Annotated in this window: 17 protein-coding genes; 5 read left to right on the plus strand and 12 right to left on the minus strand. The window is 61.4% G+C overall.

Features of this window, described 5'->3' with window-relative positions; translation table 11 throughout:
- Window positions 1-13 precede the first annotated feature (13 nt).
- Entirely contained in the window at window positions 14-1,303 is a 1,290-nt protein-coding gene (locus tag ACK8OE_RS00800) for a glycosyltransferase (RefSeq protein WP_290799438.1), read from the plus strand.
- Window positions 1,304-1,341: 38 nt separating this feature from the next.
- On the opposite strand, the gene ACK8OE_RS00805 is transcribed toward ACK8OE_RS00800, so the two are convergent.
- Window positions 1,342-2,913: a serine hydrolase gene (locus ACK8OE_RS00805; protein ID WP_410270994.1), complete on the minus strand. Its 1,572-nt coding sequence runs from the start codon at window positions 2,911-2,913 to the stop codon at window positions 1,342-1,344.
- Between the two features lie 141 nt (window positions 2,914-3,054).
- On the opposite strand from ACK8OE_RS00805, the gene ychF reads away from it, so the two are divergent.
- Window positions 3,055-4,167 carry a redox-regulated ATPase YchF gene (gene ychF / locus ACK8OE_RS00810; RefSeq protein WP_410270995.1) on the plus strand — a complete coding sequence of 371 codons (1,113 nt, stop codon included), beginning with the start codon at window positions 3,055-3,057 and terminating at the stop codon, window positions 4,165-4,167.
- Window positions 4,168-4,267: 100 nt separating this feature from the next.
- Here the strand turns inward: ychF and ACK8OE_RS00815 are convergent, their stop codons facing one another.
- The 4 genes from ACK8OE_RS00815 to petA all read right to left on the minus strand — a co-directional run bounded on the left by ACK8OE_RS00815 (window position 4,268) and on the right by petA (window position 8,143).
- The gene (locus tag ACK8OE_RS00815) at window positions 4,268-4,993 is read right to left on the minus strand and encodes an HD domain-containing protein (protein ID WP_410270996.1); all 726 of its coding nucleotides are present in this window, start codon (window positions 4,991-4,993) and stop codon (window positions 4,268-4,270) included.
- A 429-nt stretch (window positions 4,994-5,422) separates the two neighbouring features.
- Window positions 5,423-6,292 (minus strand): cytochrome c1, encoded by an 870-nt coding sequence (locus ACK8OE_RS00820; protein ID WP_410270997.1) that lies wholly within the window; start codon window positions 6,290-6,292, stop codon window positions 5,423-5,425.
- 5 nt (window positions 6,293-6,297) lie between these two features.
- On the minus strand, window positions 6,298-7,593 hold the full coding sequence (locus ACK8OE_RS00825; protein WP_126419926.1) for a cytochrome b: 1,296 nt from the start codon (window positions 7,591-7,593) through the stop codon (window positions 6,298-6,300).
- A 10-nt stretch (window positions 7,594-7,603) separates the two neighbouring features.
- The gene (gene petA / locus ACK8OE_RS00830) at window positions 7,604-8,143 is read right to left on the minus strand and encodes a ubiquinol-cytochrome c reductase iron-sulfur subunit (RefSeq protein WP_290799450.1); all 540 of its coding nucleotides are present in this window, start codon (window positions 8,141-8,143) and stop codon (window positions 7,604-7,606) included.
- Window positions 8,144-8,371: 228 nt separating this feature from the next.
- Between petA and ACK8OE_RS00835 the strand changes: the two genes are divergently transcribed.
- Entirely contained in the window at window positions 8,372-8,851 is a 480-nt protein-coding gene (locus ACK8OE_RS00835) for a tRNA (cytidine(34)-2'-O)-methyltransferase (RefSeq protein WP_410270998.1), read from the plus strand.
- Between the two features lie 9 nt (window positions 8,852-8,860).
- Window positions 8,861-9,775, plus strand: coding sequence for an oxygen-dependent coproporphyrinogen oxidase (gene hemF / locus ACK8OE_RS00840; protein WP_410270999.1), 915 nt, complete (start codon window positions 8,861-8,863; stop codon window positions 9,773-9,775).
- A 29-nt stretch (window positions 9,776-9,804) separates the two neighbouring features.
- Here the strand turns inward: hemF and ACK8OE_RS00845 are convergent, their stop codons facing one another.
- The 6 genes from ACK8OE_RS00845 to ACK8OE_RS00870 all read right to left on the minus strand — a co-directional run bounded on the left by ACK8OE_RS00845 (window position 9,805) and on the right by ACK8OE_RS00870 (window position 14,059).
- The gene (locus ACK8OE_RS00845) at window positions 9,805-10,188 is read right to left on the minus strand and encodes a hypothetical protein (RefSeq protein ID WP_290799453.1); all 384 of its coding nucleotides are present in this window, start codon (window positions 10,186-10,188) and stop codon (window positions 9,805-9,807) included.
- Window positions 10,185-10,895: a type 1 glutamine amidotransferase gene (locus ACK8OE_RS00850; RefSeq protein WP_410271000.1), complete on the minus strand. Its 711-nt coding sequence runs from the start codon at window positions 10,893-10,895 to the stop codon at window positions 10,185-10,187. The genes ACK8OE_RS00845 and ACK8OE_RS00850 overlap by 4 nt, the downstream gene beginning before the upstream one ends.
- A gap of 21 nt (window positions 10,896-10,916) precedes the next feature.
- Window positions 10,917-12,146 carry a CCA tRNA nucleotidyltransferase gene (locus tag ACK8OE_RS00855; protein WP_410271001.1) on the minus strand — a complete coding sequence of 410 codons (1,230 nt, stop codon included), beginning with the start codon at window positions 12,144-12,146 and terminating at the stop codon, window positions 10,917-10,919.
- 35 nt (window positions 12,147-12,181) lie between these two features.
- The gene (locus tag ACK8OE_RS00860) at window positions 12,182-12,688 is read right to left on the minus strand and encodes a DUF1285 domain-containing protein (protein ID WP_410271002.1); all 507 of its coding nucleotides are present in this window, start codon (window positions 12,686-12,688) and stop codon (window positions 12,182-12,184) included.
- Entirely contained in the window at window positions 12,685-13,218 is a 534-nt protein-coding gene (locus tag ACK8OE_RS00865; RefSeq protein ID WP_290799457.1) for a GNAT family N-acetyltransferase, read from the minus strand. Before ACK8OE_RS00865 ends, ACK8OE_RS00860 begins: the two co-directional genes overlap by 4 nt.
- Window positions 13,219-13,330: 112 nt before the next feature.
- Window positions 13,331-14,059: an enoyl-CoA hydratase-related protein gene (locus ACK8OE_RS00870; RefSeq protein WP_410271003.1), complete on the minus strand. Its 729-nt coding sequence runs from the start codon at window positions 14,057-14,059 to the stop codon at window positions 13,331-13,333.
- Window positions 14,060-14,290: 231 nt separating this feature from the next.
- On the opposite strand from ACK8OE_RS00870, the gene ACK8OE_RS00875 reads away from it, so the two are divergent.
- A complete protein-coding gene (locus ACK8OE_RS00875; protein WP_410271004.1) occupies window positions 14,291-15,676 on the plus strand; it encodes a hypothetical protein in 1,386 nt (461 codons plus the stop codon).
- A gap of 175 nt (window positions 15,677-15,851) precedes the next feature.
- Here ACK8OE_RS00875 and ACK8OE_RS00880 read toward each other — a convergent pair whose 3' ends face one another.
- The gene (locus ACK8OE_RS00880) at window positions 15,852-17,177 is read right to left on the minus strand and encodes a dihydroorotase (RefSeq protein ID WP_410271005.1); all 1,326 of its coding nucleotides are present in this window, start codon (window positions 17,175-17,177) and stop codon (window positions 15,852-15,854) included.
- Window positions 17,178-17,187 lie beyond the last annotated feature (10 nt).

Consider the following 17,187-nt stretch of genomic DNA (forward strand, 5'->3'; position numbering starts at 1 on the left):
AGAAGGTTAGACGATGCCTACCGCGCCTCAAATCGTTCTGACGACCTTTGGTTCGCTGGGGGATCTGCATCCCTTCATGGCGTTGGGCCTTGCGCTGAAACGCCGTGGGGTCAGCGTCGTGCTGGCCTCTCACCCCGACTATGAGGGTAAGGTCGAGGCCGCCGGGCTGAAATTCCTCGCCTGCGGCCCCAGCATGGAGACCTACCGCCAGAATCTGGGCATCGACGCCGCGCAGATCATCCGCCACTTCTCGCAGGACCACGGCTTCATGCTGAAGCACCTCGTGGCCCCCTATATCGAGCAGGGCCTGTCCGAGCTGCGCCCCATTGTGCGGCAGGCCGATCTGGTCGTCTCCTCCTCCTATGCCTATACGGCGCATCTGGCGGCGCGTCTCGAAGGCCGCCCCTTCTCCACGGTCGCACTGCAACCGGCCGTGATGTTGTCGGCCTATGATCCGCCCAAGCTGAAAGACGCGCCTCTGGTTCTGTCGCCACGCACCGAGTTGGGCCGGCAATATAATCGCGCCATCTTCTGGATTGGTGAAAAGAAGCTGTCGGGCTGCCTCGCCCCCATCCGCGCCATCTATGCCAAGTACGGCATCCATATGGAAATCAGCCTGGGCGGCGTGCAGTCGGATCAGATGACACTGGGCCTCTATTCCCCCCTGATCGGCGACGTCGCCCCGGACTTTCCACCCCATACCGAGATCGTCGGCTTCCCCTTCTTCGATTCCGAAGACGGCCGCCGCAGCGAACTGCCGCCGCAGCTGGAGGCCTTCCTGTCCGCCGGTCAGGCGCCGCTGGTTTTCAGTCTGGGCTCCACCGCCGTCTATGACGGCGAAGACTTCTACCGCACCGCCGTCAAGGCGGCTAAGGCGCTGCGTCAGCGCGCCGTGCTGCTGGTCGGGGGGCAAAGCCCGCTGCTCAATGACGACTTCGGACCGGATATTCTCTGCGTCCCCTACGCGCCGCACTCGCTGCTGATGCCGCGCGCCCGCGTCAATATCCACCACGGCGGCATAGGCTCCACCGCTCAGGCCCTGCGCGCCGGGCGTCCGCAACTGGTCACGCCGGTCTTCGGCGATCAGTTCGACAATGGCCGCCGTATTGAGCGTCTGGGGGCCGGCCTGTCGATCACCTTCGACCGCTGGCACAAACATTCGGCCATTCGTCTGCTGGATCGTCTGCTGTCTGACCCTGCCTTTGCCCATAAGGCCGAAGCCGCTTCCGCCATTGTGGCGCAGGAAGACGGAGCCGAACGCGCCGCCGAACGCCTGATGCAAAGCCTGCCGGTGACGGTTTAAGACGAAGGGGGCGCGGCCCCCTTCACCCCGTAACTCGCCTATATTTTCCGCAGATCGAGGTCCTGATAGTCGAAGCTGAAATCGGCCAGCGGCGAATAGGCCACCAGCTTCATACCCGCGACCTTGCCGTCCTTTACCTCAAACGTCACCACAGCGTCCTCGCCCCAACAGACCGGGAAGCGCGTGCGGAAGACGTCCGGTCCGAACACCTCCAGCGGCCCTTTCAGCCGCGGCGTGCGGGTGAAATCCAACGTCAGGCGCGCCGTCTTGCCCTTGCCGCTCACCGCCACCGTTACATCGCCATACCAGGCATCGCGATAGGTGCCGGCATAGGCCGATAGGGGCAGGGACGGGCCGCCCGGCTGCGCCTTGGGTGCATCGGCCAGCGCCTTATCCGCCGCCTTGGCCGTGCCTTCGACAGCCGCCTTCAGCCAGTCATAGGTCGGCGCCCCGATCAGCAGGTCGAGAATGGCGTTGCGAATCTGCCCGCTCGCTCCATCCTCGACATTGGTATAGACGGCGACCGCTATGCCCTTTTCCGGCAACAGGGCCTGCTGCGTCACCTGCCCGACCAGCCCGCCGGAATGCGACACCAGCCGCAGGCCGCGATAATCCTGAATGAACCAGCCCAGACCATAGGTGCGGAAAAGCGCTGCCGTCGGCATTTCCGGCGTCGGACCGGCTCCGGCTCCGACCATCGTGTTGGGCTTCCACATTTCGCGCGACGAGGCCTCGGAAAACAGCCTTTGCCCATTGGGCATCACGCCCTTTTTCAGTTGCGTATGGAGCCACGGCAATATGCCCGTCACGCTGGTGACCAGCCCCGCCGCCGGTGAAAAGGACAGGGTCTCTTCCGGCAGCACCACCTTGTACTCACCCATGCCGCGCAGCGGGCCGGTCAGGCGCGCATGCCGCCCGGCCACATTGTTCCCCGTCACATTCGGCCAGCCCAGCACCGTATCGGCCATGCCCAAGGGCGTCAGCAGACGCTCGGTCACAAAGCGCTCATAGGTCTGACCCGACACCCGCTCGATGACCAGACCGGCGATGGTGAACATGACATTGTTATAGGCATAGCCCGAACGGAAAGGATATTGCGGCTTGAGGAACGACACGCCCTTGAGCTGATCCTCCCGCGTGTGGTCTGACGCCGGGAACAGCATCAGATCGCCCTGCCCCAGCCCCAGACCAGCCCTGTGCGACAGCAGGTCCCGCACCGTCACCAGCGGTGTCAGGGCCGCGTCGTACATTTTAAATTCGGGGATATAGCGCACGACCGGCGCGTCCCATTCGACCTTTTTCTCTTCGACCAGAAGGGCCAGAGCCGCCGCCGTAAAGGCCTTGGTGTTCGACGCGACGCCGAACTGCGTATGCACATCGACCTTGTCCGGCTTGCCCAGGGTGCGGACGCCGTAGCCCTTCACATAGTCGGGCTGACCGGGCCGGATAACGGCGACGGCGACGCCCGGCAGGGCCAACTTCGCCATAAAGGCTTCGACAATGGCGTCGATCTGCGCCGTGTCGGAGGTCTGCGCAACGGCCGGCAGGGCCGTCGCCGCGGCAAGGCCCGCAGTCAGGGAGAGGAACGAACGGCGGTCGGTGCGCAGCATGGTCATATCCTTGCAATAGATACCACAGCCTACTCCGCGTCATTTCGGTTACGCAAGCACCTCTGTCTTTAAAGCTCTGGCCTTGCCGGGGAAAATGCGTTAGGCAGCGGGCCAATTTCTCTCTTCTCCGCTTGGAATCCCATGGCCCTGAAAGTCGCAATCGTCGGTCTGCCCAATGTCGGCAAGTCCACCCTGTTCAACGCCCTGACCCAGACCGCTTCGGCCCAGGCTGCCAACTATCCCTTCTGCACCATCGAGCCGAACACCGGCGAAGTGGCCGTGCCGGAGCCGCGCCTTGAGGTGCTGGCCAGGATCGTTGGCTCGAAGGAAATCATCCCGGCCCGCATCAACTTCGTCGATATTGCCGGTCTGGTGCGTGGCGCGTCGAAGGGCGAAGGGCTTGGCAACCAGTTCCTCGCCAATATCCGCGACTGCGACGCCATTGCCTTTGTGGCGCGCTGCTTCGTCGATACGGACATCACCCACGTCGAAGGCCGCATCGACCCGCTGGCCGATTTGGAAATCATCGAAACCGAGCTGATGATCGCCGATTTGGAATCGCTGGAAAAGCGCCTGCCGCAGCTTGAAAAGCGCGCCAAGTCGGGCGGCGACAAGGACGCAGCCCTCACCGTATCGCTGATCAACGCGGCTCTGACCGAACTGCGCGACGGCCGCCCGGCCCGCGTCGCCTATGAAAAGGGCAAGATCAGCAAGGAAGACACCAAGGCGTGGGAGATGCTGCAACTGCTGACCTCCAAGCCCGCCCTGTACGTCTGTAACGTCGATGAGGCCTCGGCTTCGACCGGCAACGACCTGTCGGAGATCGTCTCCAAACGCGCCGCCGCCGATCACGCCAAGTCGGTGGTCATTTCAGCGCAGATCGAGTCGGAAATCGCGCTGCTCGATGCCGATGAGCGTCAGGAGTTTCTGGAAACCCTTGGCCTCGAAGAACCGGGCCTCAACCGCCTGATCCGCGAAGCCTATGCGCTGCTGGGTCTGCAATCCTACTTCACCGTCGGCCCCAAGGAAGCGCGCGCCTGGACCATCCATGTCGGCGATACCGCGCCGCAGGCCGCCGGCGTCATCCATACGGACTTCGAGAAGGGCTTCATCCGCGCCGAAACGATCGCCTATGAGGACTTCGTGAAGTTCAACGGCGAAGCGGGTGCCAAGGAAAACGGTAAGTTCCGTCAGGAAGGCAAGGAATATATCGTCAAGGACGGCGATGTGATGAACTTCCGGTTCAATGTGTAAGAAGTAAGGTTCGCAGGGGCACGGCCCCTGCACCCGTTACGGGGAGTAGATGGAGACGTCTCGGTGAGGTATCGGGGTTTGGGGCCTGCGGCCCCAAGTCTTAGATTTCTTCGTGAAGATATTCTATAAACGCCTTCATGCGGGCGTGGCGCAGGTCGGCCATATCGCGGCCGGCGACGGTCTGAAAACCGGATTTCAGCTTGAACAGCTTGGTTTCAAAGTGGTCCAGCGCGAAGCTGAGGTCATCCAGTTCGCGTTCTTCGGCCTTCGGGTCAAACGGATCGTAAAGCGCGCTGTTCATGCGCCCGGCCGTGTAGAAACAACGTGCGATGCCGACAAAGCCGATGGCGTCGAGGCGGTCGGCGTCCTGCACGATTTTGGCTTCCAGCGTTTCCGGCGCGACATTGGCACTAAATGAATGGGTCAGTATGGCGTGAGCAGCGGCCTCCATGCGCGCGGATTCCCAGCCCATTGCCGCCAGTATGTCGCTCGCTTTTTCCGCAGACAGGCGCGAGGCTTCGGCGCGCAGGGGGGAATTTTTCTCGACCTGAACGCAATCGTGCAGCAGGACCGCCGCCGCCACGATTTCGGCCTCACCGCTTTCGGCGGCACAGAGGGTCATGGCGACCTTGAACACGCGCTGGAGGTGTGACACGTCGTGCGAACCGTCGTCACTGCTGCCCAGAACGTGGGGCAGCAGGGCTTCGGCCAGAACTTCATGCGGCGCAAAGGACGGAGCCAAACGCGCGGCCATCATCTTTTGCAGGGCCTGCGCATCAGGAAACCGGCTGGTGCCTTTGGAAACGGGTTGGGTCTGACAATCCATGGACGACTCGATACTGTCCCCTGCCTCGGCCTGATCTGTAGCACGTGATCACGAAGGGATGTGCCCTTTTACACCTGGTGAGCGATCACTTTTTGAAGCCACTGGATCATTATGATTTCCGATGGAAACATAATGATCCAGATTTTTGTTTTGCCCCTCGCCGGGTACGGGCTCCGCCACCTTGGCCGCCGTCTCAATGGCGGCTTGAGCGGACGGATTCCCTTAGAAATCATTCCGCTCTATCAGAAAAAGCCCCCGGCGAACCGAGGGCTTTGAAAATGCGCGACTAATCGTCTTGCATGGCTCACTGCGAGGCGGCGAGAAGACCTGACTTTCAAGACCCGGAGCGCAGCGTACATACAGTACGTGAGCACCGGAAGCTTGAAAGACGGGGCTTCGCAGCCCCTCGCCGTAGAGCCAGGCTGGCGATTAGTGTTTGCCGTGCCAGAGCTTGCGATAGGCCGCATAGGTCACACCGGCGAACAGCAGCAGATAGATCAGCACGCCCACACCGGTCTTCTTGCGAAGCGTGGCGTGCGGGTCACCGGCCCATTCCAGGAAGGTTGCGACATCGGCAGCCATCTGATGCGTCGTGGCCTTGGTGCCGTCGTCATAGGTGACCAGATCGTCCTTCAGCGGCGGAGCCATGGCCAGCACGCCACCGGGAGGAACATGCTTTGGATCCCCCTTCCAGGCGCTGTGCAGATCCCCTGCCATATAGGGGTTGTAGTGCTGCCCCTCATTTACGGTCAGCCCCTTCGGAGTCCCAACGTATCCCGTCAGCAGCGAATAGACGTAACGGGCACCGCCGTGGCGCGCCTTGGTGATCACCGACAGATCGGGCGGGATAGCCCCACCGTTGGACGCGGCTGCGGCATAGGTGTTGGCAAACTTGGCCGGGAAGTGATCGGACGGTGTCGCCGGACGGGTGATGGCGTCACCTGTGTCTGTGTCAACATCCGGCACTTCGAACTCTGAGGCGATCTGCTTGACGATCGGGTTGTCGTTCGGGTTCTTGTACTTCGGATCGTAGAAGGGGCCGCCCTTCTGACCGAGGTTACGGAACGACATCAGGGTCGCCGAGTGACAGTTGGAGCAGACTTCGCGGAACACCTTAAAGCCGCGCTGGAGCTGGCCCTGATCGAAGGTTCCGAACGGCCCTTCGAAGCTGAAGCCTTCCTTGGGGGCGTGCGGATGCTTGGCCCCACCGGCCGCAAAAGCCGGTGCCGACAGGGCGAGGGTGGCGGCGATGGCGGCCAGTCCCAGAGCCTTAAGGCCTTTTGTCATGATAGCGGACATGTGACTTAAGCCCCCTTCTTCTTCGCGTGTTCGGCGAGGATGGCCTCGCTGATGGATGCCGGAACCGGCAGCGGATCTTCCTTCAGGCCGACCCAGGGCATGATGAGGAGGAAGAAGGCGAAGTAGTAGAGCGTCAGGGCGCGCGTCAGCCACAGGTAAGAGTTAAACTCACCGTCGAACAGGGTGAAGCTGGGCAGACCCGGCACCACAGGGGCATCCGGAAGCTGAGCCCCGCACCAGCCGAGGCCAAGGCAGACCACGACGAAGATGACGAAGAACCAGCGCATCACCGGGCGGTAACGCATAGAGCGCACCTTCGACGTGTCAAGCCACGGCAGGACGAACAGCACGGCAATGGCACCGAACATCGCGATCACGCCGCCGAACTTGTCCGGGATGGCGCGCAGGATGGCGTAGAAGGGCAGCAGATACCATTCCGGCACGATGTGCGCCGGGGTCACCAGCGGGTTGGCCGGGATGTAGTTATCGGCGTGGCCCAGGGCGTTCGGCATGAAGAAGACGAAGATCGAGAACAGGATCAGGAAGAAGATGATCCCCAGACCGTCCTTCACCGTCGCATACGGCGTGAAGGGCACGGTGTCTTCCTTCGACTTGATATCGACGCCCGCCGGGTTGTTCTGACCGACGACGTGCAGCGCCCAGATGTGCAGGATAACCACACCGGCGATCACGAAGGGCAGCAGATAATGCAGCGAGAAGAAGCGGTTGAGCGTCGCCTGATCCACCGCGAAGCCGCCTTGCAGCCAGGTGAGGATCGGGCCGCCGATGACGGGGATCGAACCGATCAGGTTGGTGATAACGACGGCGCCGTGGAAAGACATCTGCCCCCAGGGGAGGACGTAGCCCATAAAGGCCGTGGCGATCATCAGGAAGAAGATCAGGCAGCCCAAAATCCACAGGACTTCGCGCGGGGCCTTGTACGACCCGTAGTAAAGACCGCGGAACATGTGGACGAAGACGGCGAAGAAGAACATCGACGCGCCGTTGGCGTGCACATAACGGATCAGCCAGCCGTAATTCACGTCGCGCATGATGCGCTCAACGGAATTGAAGGCCAGATCGATATGCGCCGTGTAGTGCATGGCCAGAATGATGCCGGTCACGATCTGGATCATCAGACAAACGGACAGGATGCCGCCGAAGGTCCACCAGTAGTTCAGGTTGCGCGGCGTCGGATAATCGACAAACGAATCATAGGCGAGTCGAACGATCGGCAGTCGCTGGTCGAGCCACTTCTCGACGCCGGTCTTCGGCTCATAGGTTGACGGATGGTCGCTCATGATGCCCCTCTTAACCGATCTTCACTTTGGTGTCGGACAGGAACTGGAAGTCCGGCACGGCCAGATTCAACGGTGCCGGCCCCTTACGGATGCGACCCGATGTATCATAGTGCGAACCGTGGCAGGGGCAGAACCACCCACCGTAATCGCCAGCCCCGAACGTCGGCACACAGCCCAGGTGCGTGCACGAGCCCACGAGGATCAGATACTGTTCCTTCCCTTTTTTCACGCGGTCGGCGTCGGCCTGCGGATCCTTGAGGTCCGACAGCTTCACGTCCTGCGCTTCCTTGATTTCCTTGGGCGTGCGATAGCGAACGAACAAGGGCTTACCGCGCCACTTGATCACCACCTGCATACCTTCCTGTACCTTCGACAGGTCGAATTCCGTCGAAGCCAGAGCCAGGGTGTCTGCCGCGGGGTTCATCTGATCGACCAGCGGCGGAATAACCATCGCCACTGCGCCTACGGCGGCCGCACCCGCGGCTATGTAAATGAAATCGCGGCGGTTCGGGTCCCCATGACCGCCATGATCCGTAGCAGGTTCGCTCACCTTGACACCTCTTCGTCTTGCGCTCAATGCGCCGACCCGACCTGAACGGGCGGGACGCTTACCTCAATGCTCGCCGCCACAGGGCGGCCATAATTCTTATTGACCTGCGACCCCGCCGGTGGTTTTCCCCGACAAGACGCAGATAGCTCCTCTTACCTGTCAGAGGTCTTTCCGTCTATAGCGGCATTTGCGCGCCGAAAAAATCCTCTGTCCAAAATATGGCATAAAATGCGTCTGGCCCTTTTTCAACCGGATATTCCACAGAATCTAGGCAGTGCGTTACGTTTATGCGCGTGCCTTGATGTCGCACTGGACGTCATCGAACCCTGCGGCTTCCCCCTCAGCGACCGCGCCATCCGTCGCGCGGCCATGGACTATGGCGGTCAGGCCGATGTGACGCGGCATGATTCGTGGGCGGCCTTCCTGAACGGGCGCGACGATTGGCCGCAGGGGGCCCGTCTTGTCCTCTTTACCACCAAGGGCGCCGAGCCCTACCAAAACTTTCAGTTCGGGCCGCACGACATCCTGCTGATGGGGCGCGAAAGCGCGGGTGTGCCGGATGAGGTCCACAACGCCGCCGATGCCCGTCTGCTGATCCCCATGCGACCCGGTATGCGCTCGATCAACGTCATCAATGCCGCCGCCATGGCGCTGGGCGAGGCGCTTCGCCAGACGCAAGGGTTTGCCCCAAACCCGCCAATAGCCTAAAAGACCACCATGACCGCCACCGCCCCCCTCTCCGCCCCGCTTTCCGCCGATAGCCTGAGCACGCGCCAGCAGGCCGCCGCCGTCTGGTTCCGTGCCTTGCGTGACCGCATCTGTGCCGCGTTTGAGGCGCTGGAGGACGCGGCCCCTGAGACGTTGTACGGACCGACGCCCGGCCGCTTTGTGCGTAAGCCCTGGACACGCTCTGACGCGGAACACGGCGATGGTGGTGGCGGCGAAATGTCGATGATGCACGGGCGGCTGTTCGAAAAGGTCGGCGTGCACATCTCAACCGTGCACGGCACCTTCAGCCCGGACTTCGCCAAAACCATACCGGGGGCCGCCGAAGACCCGCGCTTTTTCGCCACCGGCATCAGCCTGATCGCGCACATGTGGAACCCGCACGTCCCGGCGGTGCATATGAATACGCGCTTTATCACCACGACACAGAGCTGGTTCGGCGGCGGCGCCGACCTGACGCCGCTTCTGGCCGCCGATCGTCGCGAAGACGCCACGCAGGCCAAAGCCTTCCACGCGGCGTTCGAAGCGACCTGCGATCACTTCGCGCCGGACTATTATGCGCGTTTCAAAAAATGGTGTGATGAATACTTCTTCCTGCCTCACCGCAACGAACCGCGCGGCATTGGCGGTATCTTCTATGACCACCTCAACACCGGCGATCATGAGGCGGATTTTGCCTTCACCCGCGCAGTGGGCGAGACGTTTCTCGATATCTATCCGCGACTTGTGAGTGAACGCTTAGAGCAAAGCTGGACAGAAGACGAGCGTGATCAACAGTTGATACAGCGCGGCCGCTATGTTGAATTCAACCTGCTCTATGATCGCGGGACGCTGTTCGGCCTGAAAACCGGCGGCAATGTTGAGTCCATCCTGTCGTCCATGCCACCAGCAGTGAAGTGGCCGTAAGTGGGGCAATGGCAGACAATTGAGAAGTCTTACGGCTCCAGATAATCGACCGTAATCCGGGAAAAGGTAAGTTCAACCTGTCCCCAACAGCCTTCGATATGAGCCCTGTTGCCTGTTAAAAGAAGCGTGTCGATGTTGCCGTAATCGACTTCGCCATCGGCATCCGTAGAGAGGGCATTTTTCAAGCGCAGAGCCTTCCAATCTACATCTGAAACATCTTCAAATCGAAGGGCTAAACGCTTGAAGCAGTAGTATATTTCAGAAGGCGGCACCTGATAGGCCGGATGGTTTTCGGTCAGGACCGCATCCAACAGGAAGATCAGATCGGGATCCTGCTCAGCAATCCCAATGACATAGCTGTCTTCCAGGTAAATGTATTGCAGAGCTGCACAGGCTTCAAAATATGGTTTCACGCCGCCAGAAACCGTGAAATCGCTGCCAACACATGGTCGCGCGTCGTGCCGGCCTTTAGGCTGTCCATCGCCTGATCGACCAGATGCTCGGAAATGCGCCAGCCGCGGCGGCTCATCCACAGATCGCCAGCGAAGTTTTCACAGAATTCCGGATGGCACTGGAACGAAATCGCCTTGCGGTCGGTATAGGCGAGCGCGCCATAGGGCGTGAAGTCCGACCCGGCCAGCACCACTGCCGTGTCGGGCTTTCTGACCACCTGATCCTGATGGCTGACCGCGACGCAGATCGACGACAGGTTTGTTGTGGCCAGTTCGCGCCATAAGATATTGTCATGGATGGTATATTCGTGCAGGCCGACGCCCCAGCCCTTATCTGATTTTTCAACGTGGCCGCCCCAGGCCTGCGCCATCACCTGATGACCGAAGCAAATTCCGACCACCGGCACCTGCGCATCCAGCCCTCTCAACCAGCCGATGAGGTCCGAAATCCACGCATGATCTTCATAGACCCCGGCGGGCGAGCCGGTGATCACCACGCCGGCGAGTTTGTCATCGGGTCCCGGCAATTCGCCTTCCATGGTGCGGAACACGCGAAACTGGCGCTCCGGCGCGGCCAGATGCGTGCGAAACATGTCGGCATAGGTGCCGTAGGTTTCGCTGAGATTTTCAGGCGGCACACCGGTTTCAAGGATAGCAACGTAGGACATAAGGCAAACAGCAACGGGGTTTTACTGGCCTCTTATGTTTGCCTGTTTGGCTATGGCGTCAATGGCGTCCTCAATCACGATTGGTGAGAAATCGTGTGCGATCCAGTCGTCCTCAATGCGGCGCAGCGCCTGCCCCAGTTCCGGGCCGGGCGCAAGGCCCACAGAGATCAGCCGCACCGACTTCAGCGGAAAAACCGGCACGTCGATCTGTTTGAGGTTTTGATCGAGGGCTTGCCACGTCTCTAGACTCACCCGCGCTTCGGCCCCCCGCAGCATAAGCGCGTCGCTCAGCGCCTGCGGGCCATGGCGATAGAGCCCGCGCCTCAGAGCCGCCAGTGACGCCCTGACATCGGCCTCCGCATAGGCGGCAGCGGCCGCGCTGAGACGGTCGGCCACCCGGTTGGGCAGGCGCAGACGCTGGATTAAGGCGTTTAGCACCTCAGCCCATCCGTGACCTCCGATCAAGATAATCAATCGTTGAATCGCATCTGAGGTCAGAGGGAAACCTGCCACCACGCGCTCGGCATTCACGGGGGCACCCGGCACAACGTGCGCCATGACCCCGGTTTCGATCATGCGCTGTACGACGTTTACCGGGTCGGAAATACTGAGCAGCTTGGACAATTCCTGCTGGATACGCTCACCCGACAGGCTGTCTATCCCTTCCCGCAAGGCCACGCAGGCGTTTAAGGACGCCTCATCCAAGCCCCGCCCATGACTGGCGCTAAAACGGAAAAAACGCAATATTCTCAGATAGTCTTCACGAAGTCTTGTCTCTGCGTCTCCGATAAGGCGCACACGCCCGGCCTGCGCATCCTCAAGCCCCTGCCCCGTCGGATCGAACACCTCGCCGCGGATATCGGCATAGAGGGCGTTGAGGTAGAAATCACGGCGTTGCGCGTCACGGCTCCAGTCCGTCGTATAGCTGACCACGGCGCGGCGGCCATCGGTTTCGACGTCTTCGCGCAGGGAGGTGATTTCGAACGGCTGGCCCTCGATCACCGCGGTAATCGTGCCAAAGGCCTTGCCGGTCGGCACATGGCGGATACCCGCCGCTGACAACGCCACCTCGGTGGCGTCCGGCGTCAGTTGCGTCGAAAGGTCGAGATCGCCCGGCGTGCGGCCCATGACCACGTCACGCACGCAGCCGCCGACAAAACGCACACAGCCCGCCCCCCCTGCCGCTTCGAGCGCGGCAAAGACCTGCTGAACCGCAGGCGCGGTCATTTCCGGAGGGAGCGCGATGTGCACCGGGACAGCCTTATTTCTGTTACGGACTCCGGAACCTATGCTGAAACCACCGGGATTTCAAATCTCTGTCCGTCCAGCGCCAGCCGCACCTTATCGCCGTCAAGTGCCGCCGTCTCGAACAGACGGGCCGCGCAGGCGCGCGTCAGTCGCCCCCAAAGATCGCCGCGCACCCGCATCCGCGGCTGCCACTCTTCGCCCTGCACATCAATGACCAGCGGATGCGCGTCCGACAGGGGCAGCGGGTCGTCCTGATCGCTGCGGAAAACCCTGCCTTCGAAATCGACGATGCGAAACGGCAAATCCTCAACCCGGATGGCCAGCTTCTCAACGGGCGTGACCAGCACATAGCCCTCTGCGTCACGGCGCAGCAGTTTTGAAAACAGCCGCACGAGCGCCGGGCGGGCAATGGGCCGGCCTTCGTGCAGCCAGACGCCATCGCGGCGGATAAGGATATCCATGGCCCCGCACAGGGACGGCTGCCACGACTCAACGGGATAGTCTTTATCAGGAAAACGCGCGGCCTCGGTCAGCCAGCCGTTCATTTGTCCACTGCACCCGTCAGAGGTTCGCCCTTATAGGCGGGGTTATAGAGGACCATCAGGCGGCGCAAATCGACCGGGCCCGGCAGGCTCAGCCCTTCGGCCTTCGTGAAGCCAAAGCTCTGAAAATAGGCCGGCGTCCCGACCAGCAGGATGGCGGTCACGCCCGCGTCAAAGGCCGCCTTGATAGCGGTACGGATCAGCGCGCGTCCGATACCCAGGCTTTGGTGATCTTCGTCAACGGCGATCGGCCCCAGAAAGGCCATGTCGCCTTTGAGCGCCTGATTGTCATCGCGCACCTTGACCGGCCACAGACGCACCGAACCGATAATCGCGGTTTCGCTCTGCCCGCCCTGTTCGATCCGGTGCATGACGAACGACAGGCCCGGGATGGGCTGATTGCCTTCGCGCAGGCGTTCCGCTGTCTTGGCGTAGCGACCGGGTCCGAACACGCGGTTGACCAGCGCATCAGCGGCCTCACGCTCAGCCAGCGCCTCCACGGTAATCAGACGATCAAAGGCATAGCTATCCACGGCCAGACCTGACTTATATGCAACCTATGCCACAATGCGGCAAAAACGGTCGCACCCTTTAGTCCTAAACCCATGCCCCGTCAAATAAACAAGGTTAGGCGATTGTTACAACTCAGCCTTTTTTGAGAAACGCTGCAAAGGCCGCGGCCGCTTCCGGGCTCCTCAGGCGCGCCAGAAAAATGTCCCCCTCGCGCACGATCTGGTCCCAGATGACGTCAGGCTGCCGCATCAGGGCCTTGGCCTGAATGAGCGCCTCCAGAGGCAGGGCGGCCAGTTTTTCAGCAACGCTCAGAGATTCGGCTTCCAAAGCCTCACGGGTTACCACGCGATTGGCGACACCGGTGCTCAGGGCTTCGGCCGCCGGGATGACCCGCCCGGAGCTAAGCCACTCAAAGGCCCGCGCATGGCCGATTCGCTGGGTTAGCAGCAGGCTGGAACCGCCTTCGGGTGTCAGGCCCAGCTTGAGGAAGGGCAGGCTGAGGCGTGCGTCTTCGGACAACAGCACCTGATCGCAATGCAGCAGCAGGGTGGTCCCCACCCCTACGGCCCGCCCCTGCACCGCCGCCACAATCGGCATGCGCGCATAGGTCAGGGCTTTGAGGAAACGAAAGACCGGCAGGACTTCGACCGCGCCCTCGTGCGAAGCCAGCGAAATGAAATCGACAATGTCATTACCGGCGCAAAAGTCAGCGCCCTCGGCTTCGAGCAGGACAACGCCCGGCGCCCCCTCTATCGCTTCGGACAGCGTGGTGTACATCGGGTGATCGAGGGCGTTTTTCTTGGCGGCCCGATCGAGCCTGATGCGCCGGATGCCCGCCGCGTCTGTCACCTTTACCGACATGCCGTTTCGTTCCCTTATTGTGTTATAAACCCGCCCCTATATGGCACGTCTGCCGCTGGGTCAGGCAAGCCTCAAAATCGGAGCGTTTTTTTATGCCGAGTGCCGTTTGCCACGCGTTCCCGGCATTGCCTTCAAGCCGCCACATCCTGTAGAGACAATCCTGTTATAAAGAGCCGCTAAAATCCGGCCGTCGTCTCATTCACAGGTTCGCATTCAAGGAAAACGCAACCGATGTCTCTTTCCACCTTCCTCAGAGGCGCGGCTATGGCCGTAGCCGCCCTCGCGCTGGGGTGCAGCGCGGCCTCGGCTGCCGAAGCGGTCAAGCTTAACGATAAGCAACGCGCCAAGGGCGTGGCGGATGCCCCGGCCCTGATTCAGGCGGCGGGCGTGCCCTGCGAACCGGCCGATGCCTACTATGTCGGCGAGTCCAGCAGCAAGGGGGCCGATGGCAAGCCGGTCAAGCTTCAGGTCACCGAAGTGTCCTGTAAGGCCGGAGGGGGCTACCTGCTCAGCAAGGACACCACGACGAACAAGGTCGATAAGTTCAACTGTACCCAGGCCTTTTCGCAAAACGCTGCCAACAACAAGCAGGCCAAGTGCGTGTTGCCGGGCAATGAAAAGCACTATGCGTGGATGACGCCTCTGGCGCAGCAGTATGACGAGGCCTGTACCGTCAGCAATGCCCGCTGGATGGGTGCGGTCACGGATCATGGCTTTGACCGCTATGAAGTGGCCTGTGACGGCCGCCCTGGCTTCGTGATGGACGTGCCCTTTACGGCCACCAGCGCCAAGCTGAGCTTTTCGAACTGCCTGATGACCAAGGGCAACTCGGCCTGTCAGTACACCACTGAGGCGCAGGCCATGCAGTCCCTGCAAGCGCCCGTCAAACAAGCGCAGCCGTCGTGCACGGTGGAAAAGGCCCGCTGGATCGGTCGCGTCACCAGCGAAGGTCAGGACTTCTATGAAATCGGCTGCGCCGGCAAGCCTGGCTTCGTTTTGCAGACGACGACGACGATGAAGTACATCGCCAGTGTCGGCTGTGACCGTGCCGGTACGCTTGGCCCCTGCCAATACACGGACGCCGCCAGCCTGACGGCCGAGGCGCGCACCGCCTACGGTGAAAAGCTGAAGGCGGCAGGTATCACCTGCACGGTTGCCGAATACAACCTGATCGGCACGGAAACCGCCACCAAGCGCGACCTGATCGAATTCAAATGCCCTGAGCAGAAGTTTGGTCTGGCGGCCTTTATCCCGAACACCGGCTCGACGGCCAAGTTCGAAGCCATGGACTGCTTCACCATGATCTCACGCCGTAAAGAATGTGGTTTCGTGCCGCGCGCCACGCTGGACAAGCATCTGGACGTCCTGATCAAGGCGGCGAAGAAGGATTGCGACGTTCAGCAGGTTACCTATCTGGGCCGTGGTGACGATGACGCCGCTCTGGTCGAAATCGCCTGCACCAATAAGCGTGGCTATGTGGGTGCCGTCGTGAAGGCCCGCACGGGGTTCGAGGAAGTCGTCTCCTGTAACATCGCCAAGAGCCGCAAATACCCGATCCAGTGTGAAATCCCCGGCAACGGCACCTACGTGCCTCCGGCGGGTGGTTCCAACGACTGATCGGTGTTTTAACGCCCAACGAAAAGCCCCGCCGATCACCCGGCGGGGCTTTTTGCATTCAATAGACGTCCATACGTAAATTGTCAGCCTTGAGTCGAATAATAGCCGGCAAGCGCCGCAGGTACAAAAGTACCTGCAAGCGCAGACTGCGTACTAGTCGGCCAAGGATGGCGATTTACAATATCTCCATGAAGCGGCAGGCCTCGCCTTGCGACGGCCGGATGATCTCGTCATCGCGCATGACCACCTTACCGCGGATGATGGTGGCCTTAGGCCAGCCGTGGGCTTCGAAGCCGTCAAACGGCGTCCAGCCACAGCGCGACCGCATCTGATCGTGGGTGATGACCCGCTTGTGGTTCAGATCGACTAGCGTCACGTCGGCATCATAGCCTTCGGCCATCCGCCCCTTGCCGGCCACGCCGAAGACGCGCTGCGCCCCGGCGGAAGTCAGGTCCACCAGCCGCTCCAGCGACAGCTTGCCATTGGCGACGTGGGTCAACATGACCGGCAACAGGGTCTGCACGCCGGGCATCCCTGACGGCGAGGCCGGATAGGGCTTTTGCTTCTCTTCGATGGTGTGCGGCGCGTGGTCAGAGCCCAGCACGTCGGCAACGCCGTCGCTGATGCCACGCCACAGGCCATCGACGTGGTACTGATCGCGAATCGGCGGGTTCATCTGGGCATAACCTTTCAGGCGCTGATAGGCTTCGGGTGCCACCAGCGTCAGGTGCTGCGGTGTGATCTCGACCGTGGCTATGTCCTTATTGTGCGAGAGGAACTCGATCTCTTCGGCGGTGGTGACGTGCAGGACGTGAATACGCTTGCCCGCCTCGCGCGCCAGACGCACCAGACGGTGGGTGGACTGGATAGCCGACTGGGCATCCCGCACGAAGTCATGGCTGGTCCAGTCGCCTTCGCGGGCCAGGGCGCGACGTTCGGCCAGACGGTATTCGTCCTCGGAATGGAAGGTGGCGCGGCGGTTGACGCTGGCCAGCACCTTGGCCACGCCCTCGTCATCGGCAATCAAAAGGGTGCCAGTCGAAGCCCCCATGAACACCTTCACGCCGCAGCAGCCCTTCATGCGCTCAAGCTCGCCCAGATGGGCGGCGTTTTCGTGCGTGCCGCCAACATAGAAGGCGTGGTCGCAGTGCATACGGTGATGCGCGCGCTTCAGCTTGTCCTCAAAGGTCACCGGATCGGTGGTGTTCGGGTTGGTGTTCGGCATTTCGAACACGGCCACGACCCCGCCCATGACCGCAGCCTGCGAACCGGTTTCGAGGTCCTCCTTCCACTCCAGCCCCGGCTCCCGGAAGTGCACCTGCGTGTCGATGACGCCCGGCATGGCCAGAAGGCCTGTCGCATCGAACACTTCGCTTGCCGAGGCCTGAGACAGGTCGCCAAAGGCCACGAACTTGCCGGCGGTGATCCCGATATCGCCCTGCCCGCGACCGGCGTGGTTGATGATGTCAGCGTTGCGGATGATCAGGTCATAGGTCGGCATGGGGCGTCTC

Origin of the sequence: Asticcacaulis sp. W401b (assembly GCF_046503825.1) — a bacterium.
Taxonomy (GTDB): Bacteria; Pseudomonadota; Alphaproteobacteria; order Caulobacterales; family Caulobacteraceae; genus Asticcacaulis.